Source organism: Diplocloster hominis (assembly GCF_032380655.1).
Lineage (GTDB): Bacteria > Bacillota > Clostridia > Lachnospirales > Lachnospiraceae > Diplocloster > Diplocloster hominis.
This window is the reverse complement of record NZ_JAWDIY010000009.1, coordinates 100642-119307: the sequence shown is the minus strand read 5'-3', so window position 1 is coordinate 119307 and position 18666 is coordinate 100642. Positions and strand designations below refer to the sequence as shown.

The 18666-nt window shown below is 51.2% G+C and carries 17 protein-coding genes; 4 read left to right on the top strand and 13 right to left on the bottom strand.

Going from position 1 to position 18666, the window contains the following annotated elements; genetic code table 11:
- Positions 1-165 precede the first annotated feature (165 nt).
- The 13 genes from ABC831_RS10485 to ABC831_RS10425 form a co-directional block, all read right to left on the bottom strand.
- Positions 166-714 (bottom strand): hypothetical protein, encoded by a 549-nt coding sequence (locus tag ABC831_RS10485; protein ID WP_343248078.1) that lies wholly within the window; start codon positions 712-714, stop codon positions 166-168.
- Positions 711-1565 (bottom strand): metal ABC transporter permease, encoded by an 855-nt coding sequence (locus ABC831_RS10480; protein WP_343248077.1) that lies wholly within the window; start codon positions 1563-1565, stop codon positions 711-713. The genes ABC831_RS10485 and ABC831_RS10480 overlap by 4 nt, the downstream gene beginning before the upstream one ends.
- Positions 1562-2275, bottom strand: coding sequence for a metal ABC transporter ATP-binding protein (locus ABC831_RS10475; protein ID WP_343248076.1), 714 nt, complete (start codon positions 2273-2275; stop codon positions 1562-1564). Before ABC831_RS10475 ends, ABC831_RS10480 begins: the two co-directional genes overlap by 4 nt.
- Positions 2276-2287: 12 nt before the next feature.
- Positions 2288-3796 (bottom strand): metal ABC transporter solute-binding protein, Zn/Mn family, encoded by a 1509-nt coding sequence (locus ABC831_RS10470; protein WP_343248075.1) that lies wholly within the window; start codon positions 3794-3796, stop codon positions 2288-2290.
- Positions 3797-3921: 125 nt separating this feature from the next.
- Positions 3922-4218, bottom strand: coding sequence for a hypothetical protein (locus ABC831_RS10465; protein WP_343248074.1), 297 nt, complete (start codon positions 4216-4218; stop codon positions 3922-3924).
- Positions 4219-4239: 21 nt separating this feature from the next.
- Positions 4240-4635, bottom strand: a complete 396-nt coding sequence (locus ABC831_RS10460) for a Fur family transcriptional regulator (RefSeq protein ID WP_343248073.1) — start codon at positions 4633-4635, stop codon at positions 4240-4242.
- A gap of 616 nt (positions 4636-5251) precedes the next feature.
- Positions 5252-6094, bottom strand: coding sequence for a DegV family protein (locus ABC831_RS10455; protein WP_343248072.1), 843 nt, complete (start codon positions 6092-6094; stop codon positions 5252-5254).
- Between the two features lie 5 nt (positions 6095-6099).
- Positions 6100-6552: a MarR family winged helix-turn-helix transcriptional regulator gene (locus ABC831_RS10450; protein ID WP_343248071.1), complete on the bottom strand. Its 453-nt coding sequence runs from the start codon at positions 6550-6552 to the stop codon at positions 6100-6102.
- 460 nt (positions 6553-7012) lie between these two features.
- A complete protein-coding gene (locus ABC831_RS10445; RefSeq protein ID WP_343248070.1) occupies positions 7013-8755 on the bottom strand; it encodes an ABC transporter ATP-binding protein in 1743 nt (580 codons plus the stop codon).
- Entirely contained in the window at positions 8749-11955 is a 3207-nt protein-coding gene (locus tag ABC831_RS10440; RefSeq protein ID WP_343248069.1) for an energy-coupling factor transporter ATPase, read from the bottom strand. The genes ABC831_RS10445 and ABC831_RS10440 overlap by 7 nt, the downstream gene beginning before the upstream one ends.
- Positions 11956-11969: 14 nt before the next feature.
- A complete protein-coding gene (locus ABC831_RS10435; RefSeq protein ID WP_343248068.1) occupies positions 11970-12656 on the bottom strand; it encodes an energy-coupling factor transporter transmembrane component T family protein in 687 nt (228 codons plus the stop codon).
- Positions 12656-13243, bottom strand: coding sequence for an MptD family putative ECF transporter S component (locus ABC831_RS10430; protein WP_069431337.1), 588 nt, complete (start codon positions 13241-13243; stop codon positions 12656-12658). The genes ABC831_RS10435 and ABC831_RS10430 overlap by 1 nt, the downstream gene beginning before the upstream one ends.
- Before the next feature lie 144 nt (positions 13244-13387).
- On the bottom strand, positions 13388-14305 hold the full coding sequence (locus tag ABC831_RS10425) for a helix-turn-helix domain-containing protein (protein ID WP_343248067.1): 918 nt from the start codon (positions 14303-14305) through the stop codon (positions 13388-13390).
- A gap of 455 nt (positions 14306-14760) precedes the next feature.
- Here ABC831_RS10425 and dapD point away from each other — a divergent pair, with 455 nt between their 5' ends.
- The 4 genes from dapD to dapA all read left to right on the top strand — a co-directional run bounded on the left by dapD (position 14761) and on the right by dapA (position 18665).
- Positions 14761-15459 carry a 2,3,4,5-tetrahydropyridine-2,6-dicarboxylate N-acetyltransferase gene (gene dapD / locus ABC831_RS10420; protein WP_343248066.1) on the top strand — a complete coding sequence of 233 codons (699 nt, stop codon included), beginning with the start codon at positions 14761-14763 and terminating at the stop codon, positions 15457-15459.
- Positions 15460-15524: 65 nt separating this feature from the next.
- Positions 15525-16604, top strand: a complete 1080-nt coding sequence (locus tag ABC831_RS10415) for a M20 metallopeptidase family protein (RefSeq protein WP_343248065.1) — start codon at positions 15525-15527, stop codon at positions 16602-16604.
- Positions 16598-17749 carry a pyridoxal phosphate-dependent aminotransferase gene (locus tag ABC831_RS10410; RefSeq protein ID WP_343248064.1) on the top strand — a complete coding sequence of 384 codons (1152 nt, stop codon included), beginning with the start codon at positions 16598-16600 and terminating at the stop codon, positions 17747-17749. Before ABC831_RS10415 ends, ABC831_RS10410 begins: the two co-directional genes overlap by 7 nt.
- Before the next feature lie 28 nt (positions 17750-17777).
- Positions 17778-18665, top strand: coding sequence for a 4-hydroxy-tetrahydrodipicolinate synthase (gene dapA, locus ABC831_RS10405; RefSeq protein ID WP_343248063.1), 888 nt, complete (start codon positions 17778-17780; stop codon positions 18663-18665).
- The last annotated feature ends 1 nt before the right edge of the window (position 18666 follow it).

Here is an 18666-nt window from a genome sequence, read left to right as displayed (position 1 = left end):
GTCAATGCTCATATACGGTGAAGAAGCAGATGACAAAGATATAGTCAAAATGCCTCGCTATCGCGCCGATAGTCAGTTCAATAGCAAAACAGGCAGCTTTCGCCGACTCTCACGCAGAAATACGACTTAGGCGGAAAGCTGTCTGTTTTTTTGCAGGCTGCTGCTTTATTGCCCAATCATTTCCGCATCAACCAACCGACAATATCGGTTGTCTCCTTCCTCATATAACTCAAATGTACCACTAACCGTAATCTCGCTGCCCAGCTCCGGATAATCATCCGGATAGGTATGCTTACCGGTCAGTACAAACTCCAATCCCTGTGAGCAGCAAGCCATTGCATCGCCAATGATACAGGTGAAGTATTGGGCTTTCGTATCAGGGTTTTCGTAATATACAAATTGTCCCGTCATTTTAATGGTTTTTCCAATATAATCACCGGGGGCGTTCATCATATTATAGACTTCGGAATATACCATCGTGCTGCTAAGACTTGTGAGGTCAACATCAACACCGTCTGTGCTTTGCGTTGGTTCAGAGGCTGCAGGCTTAGACTCCGATTTCTTTTCTGAGGGCTGTTTTTGTGAAACAGAAGCCTCTGGCGCTTGGTTATCGGCTGAATCAGCTGCAGCAGTCACTTTATCTTTTTCACCTCCGCAGGCGGCGAGAGGTACAAGAGTTAGGGCAATCAGCAAAACACACAATAGTTTTTTCATCTGCGAACACCTCCCAATACCGTGCCTGCCAGCCACGACAGACCGAAAGCGCCGATCTGAACGGCGACGATGGTGGAACCTACCGGCGTACCGGCGAGAATGGACGCCAGAATGCCGAGCAGCGCACAGAAAACCGAAAGGACTGCCGCGCAGATGGTCACGCTGCGAAAGCTCTTGAACATCCGCATGGCGGACAGCGCCGGGAAGATCACCAGTGCGGAGATCAGCAGGGAACCCACAAGGTTCATCGCCAGCACGATGATGACCGCAACGACGATGGCGATCAGCAGGTTGTAAAGCCCCGCCTTCGTGCCGGTCGCCCTTGCAAAGCTCTCGTCAAAGGTCACGGCGAAGATCTTGTTGTAAAACAGGATGAACACCGCCACGACCAGCACCGACATTCCCACGCATAGCCATACCTCTGCGGGGGACAGCGTCAGAATGGAGGTGGAGCCGAACAGCGTGCTGCACACATCGCCCGAAAGGTTGGATGAAGTTGAAAAAATATTCATCAATAGGTATCCGATTGCCAAAGAACCGACAGAGATCATGGCGATGGCGGCGTCGCCCTTGATCTTCGTATTCTGCCCGGTGCGCAGGAGCAGCACGGCGCTGAGGATGGTAATGACCATGACAAGGGGCATTTTGTTGGTGATCTGCAGCACGGCGGCAATCGCCATTGCGCCGAACGCCACATGGGACAGACCGTCACCGATGAAGGAAAACCGCTTCAGCACCAGCGTCACACCCAGCAGGGAGGAGCAAAGCGCGATCAGCACACCGACAATGAGCGCATAGCGGACAAAGGGATATGCCCAATAGAGAGTCAGCTTTTCCAAGATAGCGGTCATTGGCTGTCACCGCCCTTCTTCACGTCAAACAGTCGCCCTTGCGGGCTTTGAAGATAGTCCGCCTTTGTCCCAAAGAAAACGGTGTCGCCAATATGCAGAATATGGCTGGCGTATCGGACGGCGGCAGCCACATCGTGAGAGATCATGATCACGGTGATGCCGTCCTCACGGTTGAGCTTTTCAATGAGCGTATACATTTCCGCCGTCACCTTGGGGTCAAGCCCGGAAACAGGCTCATCCAGAAGCAGCATTTTTTGTGTGGCGCACAGCGCGCGGGCCAGCAGCACCCGCTGCTGCTGCCCGCCGGACAGCTCCCGATAGCACCGCCTTGCAAGCCGGGTGATCTGCATTTTCTCCATAGCCTCCGCCGCAAGTTTCTTTTCTTCTTTGTTATAAAATGGGCGGCTGCCGCAGCGTCCCTGACACCCGGAGAGAACGATCTCTCTCACGGATGCCGGGAAGTCCTTTTGTACCACTGTCTGCTGCGGCAGATAGCCGATCTCGTTTTTCCTCAGCCCATCGCCCGTCAAAATGCTGCCGCTGATGGGCATCTGCAAGCCGAGGATCGTTTTCATAAGGGTACTCTTGCCGGAGCCGTTTTCCCCTACGATGCAGAGATAGTCGCCTGCCAGGAGCTCAAAGCTGAGGTCTTGGAGAACGGGCCGTCCATCGTAGCCGGCACAGAGATTTTGACAAGTGAGCTGAGCCATAGACCTACCTCCTTACCCCAACGCTTCCTTCAGCACGGAGAGATTTTTCTCCATAACGGAAAGGTAGGTGGCACCGTTTGTCACATCCTTGGAGGTGGTGGACTGCATGGAATCCATGGTCAGCACCTTTTGATTCTTCCCGGCGGTGTTCTGAACGATGGTTTCCGCGATCCTGTGCTGTGCGCCCTCGATGGTCAGCACGCAGGGAAGTCCCAGCTCATCCACCTTCTTGGCAAGGAACGAAATGGTTTCAAAGCTGGCCTCGGTTTCGGCGGAGCAGCCCGCAAAGGCGGCGTAGTAGCGCAGACCGTAATCATCCACCAGATAGCGGAACGGGAAACGGTCGCCAAACAAAACGGTCTTATTGCTTGCTGCGTCCACAGCCGCCTTATAGTCTGCGTCAAGAGCAGCCAGCTTGTCCCTATACGCCGCGGCGTTGGCGATATAGGTGTTCTTGTTGTCCGGGTCGATGGCACACAGCGCGTCCGCAAGCGTCACGCAGAGTGCTTGGGCGTTCTTCAGGGACAGCCAGACGTGCTCGTCCTTTTCCTCCCCATGGTCATGCCCCATCAGCTCGTCAAGGATATCCTCTACGGAAAGCGCGTCCTTCACAAAAAACGGATTGGTCTTGCCACTCATCAGCGCATCGAAGCCGTCGTTGCCGAAGTAGATATGGAAATGCTCCGCCTCGCCCGGCTCGTGACCGTGGTCGTTGAACTGCACATATTGGGGCGCATCGGCACTGGTGGTTTCGAACTGATAACGGACGCTGCGGATCTTACCCTCGTCATTCAGCTTCGGCTGATAGCCGGCATAGGTGTATTCAGCGGAAACGGTTTTTCCGTCTGCATAAGTGAAGGTGATCGTGTTACCGTTGATAGAGATCTTCTCGGCGTCGCATTGCCACGAGGTCTTGTACTTCTCCAAATAGGTGTCCTTTGTGGTCGAGCCGTCCTCGTCCTCCTCCGCCCTGTGTTGGCAGAATTTGTCCAGGTCGCCGTTCAGCAGATAGGGGTGCAGGGACTTCCACGCACCGGCGAAATCCGAGAGGGTGCGATCCTCGATGTCATCCTCCGTGAGCTGTTCATCGTGACTGTGACCGTGGTCGTGACCGTCCTCCTGCATCCCCTCAACGGTCTCCTCCGCTTTCACGGAATCACCCAGCACCTCCAGCAGGTTGATGACCTTCATATTCCTGTTGGCGGCGTTTTTCAGAGCATTTTCCACCCAGCCGTCGGACTCGCCGCCCACATAGACAAACAGGTCGCAATCTGAGATTTTGACAATATCATCGGCGGTGGGCTGATAGCTGTGCAGGTCAACGCCGTTATCCAGCAGCATGGTGACCTCGGCATGATCCGCCTTGTCGCCCAGGATCGCCCTGACCCAATCGTATGCGGGGAAGATGGTCGTGACGACCTTCAATTTGCCGGCTTTTCCGGTATCCTTAGGCTTTCCGCAGCCGGCAAGGACGCCGGTCAGCATCATTAGCGCAAGCAGCAGCGCAGTTATCTTTTTCATAGACTATATGTACCTCCAGATTATGATAAGAACGTAAAAATGGGCGCAAAAATACAAGGGTGACGGCAACGCCGCGAAAGCCTATCCGAAAACGGATAGACTACACCCTTGTAAATAGTTCTTATTTAATCTGAAAGCTTGACCTTGAGCGAAACCAGAGTAAACGTGCGGACAAGCTCCGCGCAGGAGGGAATGACCCTGCACAGGGCATACCTGACCGCCGCGGCGAAAACCGCGGCAGCACCGGCAAGCCCAATGCTCTTGAGCAGATTTTCGCAGACCTGCAGCTGGTGGCAGATGGCGCAGTCCTCGCCGGAGCAGTTATGGTTGGCTTCGACCGCAATATAGACAGCGGAGGACAGCATGACAGCCGCCAGCACGGCTGCCAGCAAGCCTGTGATCAAACGAGATTTTTTGGTCATAGCCTGTCCTCCTTCCGAATGTTATTCTTCCCTGCAATCCGCGCAGGTGCCATAGAGAACCGTGTCGGCGGCGTCCAGCGTGAATTGCTCACTCTGCGCCAGGTGCTTTGCAAACAGGGCGGCGTTGCCGCTTGCCATGTGAAAGGTTCTGCCGCATTTTACACAGCTCATGTGCAGCGCACCCTTGCAGCTTTCGGCGTCAAGGTACTGAAAGTAGACCTCCCGCGTGCCGCTCTTGCTGCTGCGCCGCACTTTTTCTTCCGTCTCTAACTGTGCAAGGTTCCGATATACGGCGCTGAGGCTGATTTTTTCATCCGCCAGTGCGTCCGCAATTTGCCGTGCGGACAGCAGCTCATCCGGGTGCCGGCTCAAATAGGCAAGCAGAGCCTTCCTCTGCTGCGTGCTGTAACTGGACAAGTCACCACGCCTCCAATTTGCAATTCATTTGCAAATTAGTATACACAAGGAAAGCAGAAAAGTCAATATGCGATTTATTCGCAAATTAAACGCTTTCAATGAACGCCGCCGTGTAAAAGCACAACGGAAGCATCCGGCAGATTTTGGACTGAGGGTTTTTATCGTCTTTGCCAGGAGCCCCGCCTAACTGCGGTAATGGTGCACAGCGGCAGGTTTTTTCTCAAATGCTTTATGCTAATGTGTCCCAAAAGCGTGTTTGAGATTGCACTAACAGTAGAAGCATGGCAAGCCGAGAGGGCGGTATTAGAACAATTATTTTTTCGATGCTTTCCGGAATTGCCTGCATTGTTTACGTAACCGATAATCGTGGTGAATAATACAACTTCCACCTTATCAATCAAACCCTCGAAACACGAACGGCGGGACGGGCTTTACCGTCGCGCCGCTCTGCCTTTTCAGCGGTCGAGGTCCTGCCTGTGCGTAGGCTGCTCTTTGGGGTTTTCCTCCCGCAGCATCGCGCAAACGCCCTTCTGCACCACCGTTTTATTTGACGATGGTGCGGAAGGGCCATACCTTTATTGCAGCTTCTTCAATCGCTATTGTTCCGTTCTTCCTTTTATCTATTCTTGAAAAATGCCACCACAACGGCGCCGGGACCGAGGTGTGTTCCGATCACGCTGCCCACCGTTGTGTAGCGAACCTCCCGCAAATGCCCCTCCCAAATGTGGCGGCTGTCCTCTATGTACTTCAATAAAAGCGCATCGGAAAGTCCGCTGTAGCCAAGCAGCACCGGCTTGCTGAAATCAATGCCGCCCGCCTCATTGATCTCCTGAACGAGCAGATTGTTTCCCATCTTAGAGCCGCGCGCTTTTCCAAGCAGATGTATTTCACCGTCGGTGACGGAGATCACGGGCTTGATGTTCAGTATCCCGCCGGCAAATGCGGCTGTCTTTGAAATGCGACCGCCCCGTTTGAGGTATTCGAGGGTATCCACCAAGGCAACAATGACAATATTTTTCTTCTCTTCCTCCAAAGCCTTCGCAATTTCCTCTGCGGAGGACCCCGCGTCCAAAAGCCGGAACGCAAGCTCTACAAGGATGCCGGTCCCCATTGCCGCGCTTGCGCCGTCCACAACATAGATGTTTTCATATTCCGCCGCCGCAATCACGGCGCTTTGATACGTGCCGGAGAACTTGGACGCAAGAGTGATGACAACGGTGGCTTCTCCCGCCTGCCTTGCCATTTCAAACGCGCCGATGAAGTCGTTCGGGGTTGCCTGACTGGTGGTGGGCAGTACATCGCTCTCGACCAGCTTTTCATAGAAGGTCGTGTGGTCGATGGTCACGCCGTCGATATATTCCTCCTGACCGAAGTGAACGGTGAGGGGAACCGTATAGACCCGCTCTTTGATCTCGGGGATCAGGTCCGCAGTGGAATCAACAATGACCCTTGTTTTCAATTACATCACATCTCCTTTTCTTCACTGTTTTGGACGATAGCCTCAAGGCTTCTGCTGATGGTGGATAGACAACGGTAGAATTCAATCCGTTCATTCTCCGTGAGAGCATGGCTGATCGTTTCAAGAATGCCGCCGATCTTATCTGCAATTCTTTTGCCGGCATCCCGCCCCTTATCCGTCAGGCGCAAGGGGCTTTTGTACCGCTTGGCGCCGGTGTCGCGCAGGAGAAAGCCGTTGGTCTCCAGATAGTCCACCGCACGGGAAATGGTCGCCTTGTCCTCCTCGCAATGCTCGCACAGCTCCGCTGAGGTCACGCTTCCCAGCGAATAAATGTAGTACAGACAGGACACATGGACGCTTCTAAGGTGATAGTCGGCCATCTCCTGATTTTTGATTTTCCGTATGTCGCGGCTGATTCTGTTGATTAAAACTGTAAATGTTTCAAATCTCTCCTGCATGACTATCCTCCACTTCTGTAAATGTTGAAGTTTCAACAAGAGAACTTTAACACAGAGATGTTGAAATGTCAATATAGTCCCTGTGTAGCTTCTATTCATTGATTGAGGTATCCCGCGGCGTGAGGTGGCCTCGGCGCGGTTTTCGTGTTGCTCACAGAGAGGAAAAAAGCGGGACGCCGAGAATACAGCAAAGCCCCGCCGGAATTGCTCCGGCGAGGCTTTGCTTTTGACCACATAAAATGCCATAGGCAGATGTGGAACACAAAGTGTTAGGAAAGGGATTAAAATCAAGAGGAAACCGCTAAAAGCGGCTAAGAAGTTCAGGAAAGTGTTGCGGTACTGTCATATTGGAGGTAAAGGGATGACAAGCACAGAGTTGAAACACCGTGTAAAGCTGCAGGAGTGGGCGGCACGAATACAGGACTGCCGCAGCAGCGGCCTGTCAGTGCGGGCTCATAATCTACTGTGCTACTTTCCATGCCTTTGCGTTCTGGCGAATATTCCAGTATTTCTGATAAATACCCTCCTGTAAAACAAGCTCGTCATGCTTTCCATGCTGAACAAGTTTCCCGTTGTCGATGACTAAAATCTGCTCTGCGTCCCGAATGGTAGACAGGCGGTGTGCAATTACAATCAGTGTCTTATCTTTTACTAAAGTGCTGATTGCCTGCTGCAAATACACTTCATTTTCGGGATCAACGCTTGCGGTGGCCTCGTCCAAAAGGACGACAGGGGCATTTTTCAGCATGGCGCGGGCAATGGATATTCTCTGTTTTTCGCCGCCGGACAGAGTAGAACCGCCCTCTCCAATCATAGTATTGTAGCCCTCTGGTAATAAGGAAATAAAATCATGGCAGCGTGCCTTTTTAGCTGCTTCTACAACCTGCTCATGGCTTGCTTCCGGGCAACCAAACTTAATATTGTTTTCAATGGTATCTTTGAATAAATAGACATTTTGAAATACCATGCTCATATTTTTAAAAAGGCTGTCAGATGTAAATTCCCGAACATCTTTGCCACCTATGGTAATGCTACCGCCTTGAATATCCCAAAAGCGGGAGATCAGACGGGTAATCGTTGTCTTTCCACCGCCGGAAGGCCCGACTATGGCGGTCATTCCTCCCTGCGGAATGGTAAAGCTGACATCATCAAGAATTTTCGTTCCCTGTTCGTAGGAGAAGCTAACATGATCAAAGACAATATCATAACTTTTTAAGGAAATATCTCCGCCCCCGTCATCAATATTCTTTTCTCCCTTAATCCGTTCCACACGGTCAAGGCTTGCTTCCATGGAGCGTATCATGGCGGTCATTTGTCCCATTACCTCTACAGGATTGAAAATTGAGAATGAAGCAATGAGGATAACCGCAAGGCTTGAAAAATCCAGTTCCCCGCCTAAAGCGAAAATCTGTGATACTAATATGATAGCGCAGGCAGCTACACGGAAAACCGTAGAATATGCCATATTCATAGGTGCGAAATCCCGTTCAAGAGCGTAAGACGCTTCCATACTTTTTTCATAGGCCTTTTCAATGCCACTTAATTTTTTCTCTGCCATATTGAATGATTTGATGACGGATATTCCCTGCACATATTCCAACGTAGCCTCAACAGAAGCAGCCTGTACCTGCCGCTGTTTTGCAGTCAGTTCTTCTCCCTTTTCCTGCATACGCCCATAAATTAGGAACGAGCAGAGAACACCTAAAATAAAAATCACACCAAGCCGCCAGTCAAACATCAGAATGAATATGCTGGTCACCACCATGTTTACCATTCCGGTTGTTACACGGTCAAGAAGGTGCATGGAGTAGTTTTCCAAAAAATTAAGGTCAGTTGTAACCGTTGTTGTAATGTCCCCCATATTTCGCTCATGGAAAAACCCCATACCCACATTACGCAGCTTATCTCCTAAAGTAATTCGCTCTCTGGAAACAAACTCAAATCCCGCTGTGCTTTGAAAACTATACACCAAGTATTTGAACACCATGCGGACAACAAGAGAGATTAACAGTATACCAAAAAGTACAAGCCAGTCATTCCCTGTAAATGCTTTGTTGTTCTGTATTTTTGTGAGGGTATAGAACACAGCCCCGACAGGGAACATTGCCACAATTGAGTCTATAAAGCTGAATACAAAACTTGCATAGATACGCTTTGACAAATCACCACTCAACCGCAATACTCGTTTAATTACTTTCAGCATAATATTTCCGCCTCCTTGTTCATACTCCAATCCATTGCCGATATATGGGCTTTCCACATATCCAAATAGGTCTGTGAAGAAGATAATAGCTGCTCATGGGTTCCTTCCGCTGAAATCGCACCATCCTCCAACACTAAAATTTTATCTGCGTACATGATAGTGGACAGGCGGTGCGCAATCACAATCAGCGTTTTCCCTTTTGTCAGATGGTCAATGGACTGCTGCAATTTATCTTCATTCTCCGGGTCGGTAAACGCCGTAGCTTCATCAAGAATAATAATCGGAGCGTCCTTTAGAATTGCCCTCGCAATCGCCAAACGCTGCCGTTCCCCTCCCGAAAGGCGGGCACCTGCATCCCCGGCGTTGGTATCATAACCCTTAGGGAAGCGGGCAATAAAGTCATCACATCTCGCCAGTGACGCAGCCCGTTCTACTTCTGCATCCGTAGCATCCGGCTTACCGATTCGGATATTGTCCCTCAGGCTCATATTGAACAGAAAATTATCCTGTGAAACATAACTGATTTTTTCGGAAAGCTCGGATAACGGCAGATTGCGAATATCCGCGCCGCCCACAGTTACCGCACCCGCGCTCACGTCCCAAAAGCGGGCAATGAGTTTTGCCAGAGTTGATTTCCCCGAACCGGACGGACCTACCAACGCTGTGACTGTCCCAGCCTTTGCCGTAAAGGAAACGCCATGGATAACCTCGATTGCTCCGTAGCTGAAATGAACATCTTTCAGCTCCACATCATTGCCGCTACTGTGTTGTGCTTCTATCGGCTCGGGCAACTCCTTTGCTTCTAAAAGTGCCATAATACGGGGCTGTATCTCATAAATTGCGGCAATGTCATGCCAAAACTCAATCATTGCCTGTAAAGAGCCAACAAGCCCCATAGAGAGAAGAATACATAAAATAACCTCGTTTAATGTCGTAGTACCACCCGAAAGAAGTACAACGCCGACGGGCAAAACAAATGCAATCGTTGAGGGCATAACAACCTGACTGATACTCATAAAAGGATAGCAGTGCTTATACCATGCGGTAGTAATATCCCGCACTTTCAATACTGCTCCCTTAAACCGTCCCATCGAAGAAGCAGTCTGATTGAACATACGGATAACTTCCATACCATTTACATACTCAACAATGGTTGCGTTCATATCTCCATTCGCGGACATATATTCTTTCATCCTCTCGCTGCGCCCTATCATCATGCTATAATAGATAACATTTCCCAAAACAGCCGAAGCAAGAGAAGCAAGCGCCATACGCCAATCCACAAAAAGCAGATAGGCAAACACAAAAATCGGAATGAGAATACTTGCTGTCATTTCGGGAATGGCATGAGCAATCTGTCCTTCAAGTCGTTCCGTATCATCAATGACTAATTGCTTAAATTCGCCGGAAGATTTTTCCTGTATTGTCCCCATAGACATTTTTGACATCTTCCGCATAATTGCACAGCGGATATTCTGTATGATTTCATACGCTGCCTTGTGGGAGCATAGGGTTGATTTTGAATATAGAAAATGTTTTAGAAAATATCCTGCTAAAGCCACCAAGGTCAAGCTGACTGCCCATTCTATGGTCAAAGCATTGTCTAACGCTTTCCCAAGCAACACAGCTACAGCAGCGTATGGAACCATACCAAACGCAGAGGACAGAACAGAAAGGATAACAGAAATCCTCAAAAGTCCTTTCCTCTGACTGGCAAACTGCAAAATACCCCTTAAAGGCGATTGCTGTTTTTCTCTTTTGTCCATGTTTTCCTCCTTATTTGAAATAGTCAGTAATTCATCTGTTAATCCTTCAAGAAATTCTGCGTCATGGGTTACAATGAAAATCAGCATTCCCTGTTTTTTCAGTTCACGCAGAATATTCTTTAGACGGAGCATATTCCGTCCGTCAAGCCCACTCGTCGGCTCGTCCAAAACAAGAATATCCGATTTTGCAGCGATGGAAGCAGCAATCGTGACCCGCTGCTTTTGTCCGCCGGACAAGGATAGCGGGTGTCTTTCGGAATATTCGGCCAAGCCGAACCTGTCAAGAATGTTTGTTGTTTCCTCTTTTGAAGATCGAACGTTTTTTTGCTTATTTTTTCGTGCCGCCAATTCCATTTCATGTGTAACGCTTTCCGTAAAAAGCTGATAATCCGCGTCCTGCATAACAAAGTATGTTTTTTTCAGCAGCTCTCTATGGGCCATTTTTTTGCCGTTCAGACGAATTTCCCCAGTTCGCGGTGCCATAAGTCCGCACAGCACTTTAGAAAATGTTGTTTTCCCGGAACCGTTCGCACCGACAATTCCAATAATCCGACCTTCTTCGCCCCATGTAAAGCAAAAATTCAAATCATGGATAATTTCCTGCTTTCCGTAGTAAATACAGAGGTTTTGACACGTCAGCTCGTTTGCATCAGACCTCGCAGGAGTTTTCCTTGTAGGAAAAGGCACATTTTGTATGCTGCGTAAGCCGTATTCTTGCAGCACATCGGGCGAAAGGCAAGCAGCCTCCGCCGCACCCCATATTTTTTCAATTCTCCCTTTGCGCATATATACATATCGGTCGGCAATTCCTCCAAGCCAGGAAAGGCGGTGTTCAGAAATAATGAGAGTTTTCCCCTCGGCTTTTAGTGTAAATAAAAGCTCACGGAGATTTTGTATTGTTTCTCCATCAAGGTTTGCCGTCGGTTCGTCCAAAACAATGACATCGGTATCCATTGCATAGATAGAAGCAACTGCCAGCCGCTGTTTTTCGCCGCTGGATAACCCAAATAAACTCCGATCTCGCAGTGCGTCAATATTCATTCGGGAGAATGCGGCGTCCACGTTCTGATTTATCCGCTCCGTGGAAAAGGCAAGATTTTCACACCCGAAAGCTACTTCGTCCGTTGTGTTTACTGCAAAAAATTGTGAACGGGGATCTTGAAACACTGTGCCAATTTTGCGACTAACCTCATACTGTTCCAATTTGTTTACTGGAACACCCTCGTACAATATTTCTCCTGTAAGCGTTCCTTCAAAAAAGTTGGGTATTAAACCATTGAGGCATCGTGTTAAAGTTGTTTTTCCGCAGCCACTTTCTCCCGTTAAAATAACGCACTCTCCTTTACGAATTTCCAAATCAATTCCATAAAGAGCGTTTATCTCCGGGGCGGCATCATATTGAAATTGTAAATTTCTTATTGTGATCATACTCATTCTGAACCTCCGCGCTATCCGCACAATGAATAAAGAAGTGTTCCGATATTAGCGCAAATCACCATCATCAGATACACAATATCCTTTATTCTGATTTTCAGAGGAACTCTCATCCCTCTTGGCACAGGGTTTTCGATTGCACGAGTGACCGCAGCCGCAGATAATTCATCCGCTACCTTTATACAGCGCATGATAAAGGGAATAATTATGTATTCTGTGGTCATGGCAGGAGCTTTTACAAAAGTAATCACATTTAAGGGGACGCCCCTTGTTTTCATGCCGTTTCTAATCTGTTCAAGCTCATGGCGAATAGTGGGAATAAATCGCAATGCGACAGCAAGCGCAAGCGCAGCTGATTTAGGGCAATGTAATTTTTGAAGCCCCATGAACAGCTCACTCACGGTCAACGCCTTTAGTGACAGAACCATTACGCCCAGTAAGGGAGAGAGCTTGCGTAATAGGAAAACGGGCTGGACTATGATTTGCGGAGCGTTGCTCTCATTCAGTAAGGCATACAATCCGACAAGGAACGCAAACCATACTCCCAGCCGCAAAGCCTCCTTCGGGTGTTGCAAATATAACAGAAAGCTCATCAGAAAAATCACTTCACAAAGCATGGCTAACGGCTTAAAAATCCAAAATGCACATATCCCTGAAAGCGCAATCTGAATAATCACTATCCGGGGGTCTATGCGGTGCATTAAATCACTCCTGCTTTTTCAAAATGCTTCTTCAACATTCTCTTTGCAATTACAGCACCTATCACAATCGCGATCAACGTAACCGGAATTGCAGCAAGCCCAGTCGTAGAATGTGCTGCTGCAATCATTGCATCCACGGTTTCCTTTGGACGGTCAAATCCATACCAAAATGCGGGATAATAATAGAGGGGTGCGATGGCACCTAAATAATATCCAACTGAATACAATCCAAAAGAAACGGTAAGCATTTTGTAATTCTGATACTTTGATTTGCTGGCAAGGACTTCGCCTACAACGCCAAACCCTAACATCCAAATCAAGACAAAAATACCGCCAAACAGCCCCCATAGAATGCCGACAATAGCAAAAGTCAATAAGACTGCGCCTTTCTTATGTACTTTTGCCATAATCAGCATATAAAGCGGCGCAGATAAAACAGCAACAACCGCAACGGAATACATATTCAACACCATGCTAATTCCCATCAAAGCTCCTGCTACCATTGTCACCACAAAAAGGAGTGCGCTAAAGATGCCTATGGTTGCAATGTCCTTCATTTTTAATTTGTTTTCATTAGTTCTGCTCATAGCAATAACCTCCAAGTTTTTGGTTAGATAACGCTAACTGCTATTAGTATAGCACGATGATTTTCTGCATAGTGTCACTATCGGAAGTTCCTATGTCACAAAAGAAAGAACTTCATGCGGTCTTTTCAGACTTACATGAAGTTCTTATCTATTGTTTTTTAACATTTCGCCGGGGGATATTCCATAATGCTTCCGAAAAAGCTCGATGAAATATCCCGTATGAGAATACCCCACCATCCATGTCACTTCCTGCACTGTATGTTTCCCAGTTTTCAATAATCGTATCGCTGCTTCCAGCCGTTTTTCTACAACATAATCATTAACTGTAACTCCAAAGCACCGCTTAAATCCATCCTTTAATTTTTGCTCGTTGATAGCAATCGCCTTTGCAACAATTGGAATTGTGAGGGGGTGGGCGAAGTTCTCACCAATAAATTCTCGTGCCTTCAACAGCGCATTGTAATCTTCCACACTGATACGGATGCCAAAGTCATTTGTAGGAGATTTGCAAATAACCTCGTCGCAGTAAACAGCAATTAACTCAAAAATTTTTCCTTGCAGATAGATCTTTTTCATTTCATCACAAAAGTGGCAAGCAAGGATTTCAGAGAGAATTTTACTGATGTTTGGTGTGTAGGTATATACTCTTACGGGCGCTGTTTTTCTTGTATCATATAATGCCCCCCTTATTTTGATACAGGTGAAAATTTGCTCAAAGATTTTTTCATCCAAAGCAATGCTAATGCCTTTGAATTTTCTGTTTCCGCTTATTTTACTTCGGCACTCCTTAAATGTTCCGTAGCGTACTTGGCTCTGCTGTGCCGCAATTTGAAATTGATGAACAACCTCGTTATTGATGTAAGACCACTCCATATTGCCATCAATGCAAAAGGAAATCTGAAACAGGCTCAAATCGTCGTGTGTTGTTGTCATTTCAATATCTTCCTGTGAAACAAACTCTGATGTTGTCAACAATATTCCATCGGTAATATCAATGTTTTCAATAGTACCATCCATGAGGGGAATGAGATATTGATTATCGGCTGTTTTATTCGCCTGCATAATCTGACTTGATGCAGCAATGCTTACAGCGGTGGGAACAAAACGAGCCTCAGGGTATGAAATAATAATAAGTCAACACCTCCTTGCGGTTAGCTGCCTCTAACTAATGCGCAAAAATCAATCTGCCGAAAGTACTGGCAGATACTTATATGCAAGTATAGCATTTTTTTGAGTTGTATTCAAGGGCAAGAATCTAAATGTTTTTCCGCCTACAAACACAGAAAAGTTCCTTATGAAGAAGGCAAAAGAAAATTTATCTACACTGGAATCGACAGTGATTTATTTTTCTTTGTGGAGAAGATGGCTGTATGTTTATTTTCTTAATTCATCACTTGACATTGTGGCAAAGAAATGAGCATTTTTTGCAATAATCTGCGCATTGCTGTGCATTGTATTGCATCGAAGTATCCGATATGATGAATTTACAGTAAATAAGCATGAAAAGGAGCGCACACATGAACGCAGCGGAACTGATCGAATATATCCGCACTGCCGAAAAGAAAACGCCAGTCAAGGTCTACATTTGGGAGCGTTTTCCGACGAGTTTTCCGAACGCCAAGATCTTTCCGGCCGGGGACGGGGCAAAAATCGTATTTGGCGACTGGCGGGACATCGGCCCCGCCATCGAGGCGCAGCAGGACGCCATTGCCGATATCGTGATCGAGAGCACCTGCCGCAATTCAGCCGTTCCTCTGCTGGACACGAAGGGGCTGAACGCCCGGATCGAGCCGGGCGCCATCATTCGCGAGCAGGTCGAGATCGGAGAGGGCGCGGTCATCATGATGGGCGCCATCCTCAACATCGGCGCAAGCGTGGGCGCGGGCACCATGATCGACATGGGCGCGGTGCTCGGAGGCAGGGCGATGGTCGGCGCACGCTGCCACATCGGCGCAGGCGCGGTGCTGGCCGGGGTGATTGAGCCTGCGAGTGCACTGCCCGTCGTCGTGGAGGATGAGGTGCTCATCGGGGCGAATGCCGTGGTGCTCGAGGGCTGCCGCATCGGCCGCTGTGCGGTCGTCGCCGCAGGTGCGGTCGTCATATCGGACGTACCGCCTGAGAGCGTGGTCGCCGGATGCCCCGCGCACATCATCAAGCACAAAAGCGATGTGTCCGCTGCAAAAACAGCGCTGGTGGACGCCCTGCGGGAGCTTTGAGCCGCGGACGCACGACATTCAAAAAGCAGCAAGGAAGGTTTACAAATATGCAAACGCTCACCCCCATGACAGCGGACAGGCGCGCCCTGCACCGCATCCCTGAGCTGGGCGACGAGCTGCCCAAGACCATGGACTATTTACAAAACGTCCTCGGCACGCTCGGCTGCGAGGTGTTTTTCCCGCTTGACAGCGCCGTATGCGCCTATTTTGACTTCGGCGCGGCGGATACGCTGGCGTTTCGCGCTGAAATGGACGCGCTGCCCATTGCGGAGCAGACAGGTCTGCCGTTTTCTTCTCAGCACAGCGGGCGCATGCATGCCTGCGGTCACGACGGGCACATGGCGATGGCGCTGGATCTTGGCCGCAGGCTGCGCGGAAAGGAAAATCTGCCGCACAACGTCCTGCTGGTGTTTCAGCCCGCCGAGGAAACGACCGGCGGAGCCAGACGGCTTTGCGAAACAGGGCTTTTTGAGCGGCTGCGCGTCAAGGCCATTTTCGCCCTGCATCTCTGGCCGGGGCTTCCTGCCGGGACGCTCGCCGGTTTGCCCGGCCCCATGATGGCGCGCTCGGCCGAGGTGACGTTCACCGCCACGGGCCGCTGCGCACATTTCTGCTCCGCCGGCTCCGGCCGTGACGCGCTCGCAGCCTGCGTGGAGTTTTACAGCCGCGCCGCGGCATTGCCGCTTCCGCAGGCTCCGCAAAGTCTGCTCGGCTTCGGGCGCATGGAGGCCGGAAGCGTCCGCAACGCAGTTGCCGGAAGCGCACGGCTGGAGGGCAGTCTGCGCGCGCTCGATGATGCTGCGTTTTGCAGCATCCGGGAGGCGCTGGAGACGATCAGCCGCCATGTCGCGCAAACCAGCGGCTGTGCGGCCGCCGTCCATTTCAGCGAGGGCTACCCCGCTGTTGTGAATCCGCCCGATCTGCTCCGCAGGGCTTCTGCGCTGTTTCCCATCGAGGCGCTGACCGCGCCGAGCATGGCAAGCGACGATTTTTCATACTATCAGCAGCGGCTTCCCGGCCTGTTTCTGTTTTTGGGCTGCGGCGAGACATCGGCGCTGCACACGGCGGCGTTCGATTTTGACGAGCGCGTGCTTGAGGCCGGCGTGCGCTATTTTGAGACAGTCGCGGGAGGAACGGTATGGTAGACAGGCTCTGCACATCGCTCGCGGGGCTCTCTTTGAGCGCCATTCGCCGCTATACCGCCCTTGCCGCAGAGCGTGAGGACTGCATCACGCTGACCATCGGCGAGCCGGATCTTCCCACGCCCGCACCCATATGCGAGGCCGCCGTCCGCGCACTTGCAGGCGGCAGCACCCACTACACCGCAAACCAGGGCAGCGCTTCGCTTCGTGCGAAAATCGCCACCTATGAGGCAAAAACGCGCCATCTTGATTATGCCCCGGACGAGATTATCGTCACTGCCGGTGCAACGGAAGCCATTTACTGCGCGCTGACCGGCATCCTCGACCCCGGCGACGAGGTCGTGATCCCGACGCCTGCCTTCGGGCTTTATGAGACCGTGACGCGCCTTGCCGGCGCCGTCCCTGTGTATCTGGATACATCGCGGACAGGCTTTCAGCTGACGTATGAAGCGCTGTCCGCCGCCATCACGCCGAGGACAAAGGCGCTCGTGCTCAACAGCCCGAACAACCCGACGGGCGCGGTATATGAGGAGCCCTCTCTGGCCGCCATCCGCCGCGCAGTCGGAGACAAGCCCATCTTTATACTCTGCGACGACGTTTACCGCGGGCTGTGCATGCGGCCCTGTCCGGATCCTGCGGCCCTGCCCGGCCTGCGGGAGCGGCTTTTGATCGCCCAGAGCTTTTCAAAGCCGTGGGCGATGACGGGCTGGCGCATCGGATATCTCATGGGCAGCGCACCGGTCATCCGAAAGCTCACTGCACTCCACGGGCATATTCTGACCTGCGCGCCCAGCATGCTCCAGGCCGCCTGTGAGACGGCGCTGGAAACCGACACGGCGCCGATGCGCGAGACCTACGCAAAAAGACGGGCGCTGGTGCTGCGCCGCCTCCATGCGATGGGGCTTTGCTGCCCCGTCCCGGAGGGCGCGTTTTATGCCTTCCCGGATATCCGTGCCTTCGGCCTTTGCTCCGAGGCGTTCTGCCTTCGTCTGATCGCGGAGGCCGGGGTCGCAGCAGTACCCGGAAGCTGCTTCGGAACAGAGGGGCATATCCGCATATCCTACTGCTGCGGCGAGCAGACGCTCGAACGCGGCATGGATCGTCTCGAGGCATTTCTGGAAAAGCTCAAACAGGAAAGAAGAACTTGACGACCTACAGAAACAGGAGGTAGCTCAAATGAAACAGAAAACACTTTTCCGCGGCATCGCCACGGCGCTTGCCACCCCGATGACATCTTCCGGCGCCATCGACTATGACGCCTACGGCAGACTCATAGACTGGCAGATCGAAAGCGGCGTCGCCGGGCTTGTCACCTGCGGCACAACGGGCGAGGCGTCCACAATGACCGCTGAGGAGCACCGCCAGACGATCGCCTTTGCCGTAAAGCGGGCCGCCGGGCGCGTGCCGGTCATCGCAGGCACCGGCGCAAACTGCACCGAAAAAGCCGTCGAGCTGACACGGTTTGCCTGCGCCGCCGGAGCGGATGCCTGTCTGGTGGTGACGCCCTATTATAACAAGGCCACACAGCGGGGGCTGATTGCCCATTATACCGCCATCGCGGACGCATCGGACAGGCCCGTGATCCTCTATAACGTTCCCTCCCGCACGGGCTGCAACCTGCTGCCCGAGACCTGCGCCGCACTTGCAGCGCATCCGCGCATCGCCGCCGTAAAGGAGGCAAGCGGAAACCTCTCGCAGATCGTATCGCTGTTTCACAGGGCAGCGGCGTGTCTGGACGTCTATTCCGGCAACGACGATCAGATCGTGCCGATTCTCGCCATGGGCGGCGAGGGCTGCATCTCCGTACTCTCCAATGTGCTGCCCAGGGAGGCGGTTCAGCTGTGCGAGCTGTTCTTCTCTGGGGATGTGCGCGGCGCTGCGGCGCTCCAGTGCCGTCTGCTGCCCGTCATCGACGCGCTGTTTTCCGAGGTCAATCCCATTCCGGTCAAGGCGGCGCTGGCAAAAATGGGCTACGGCACCGACACGCTGCGTCTGCCGCTCACCCCGATGGAGGAAGGAAGCCGGGCCGTCCTTCTGAACACGCTCGAAGCATGGGGTGTTTGAG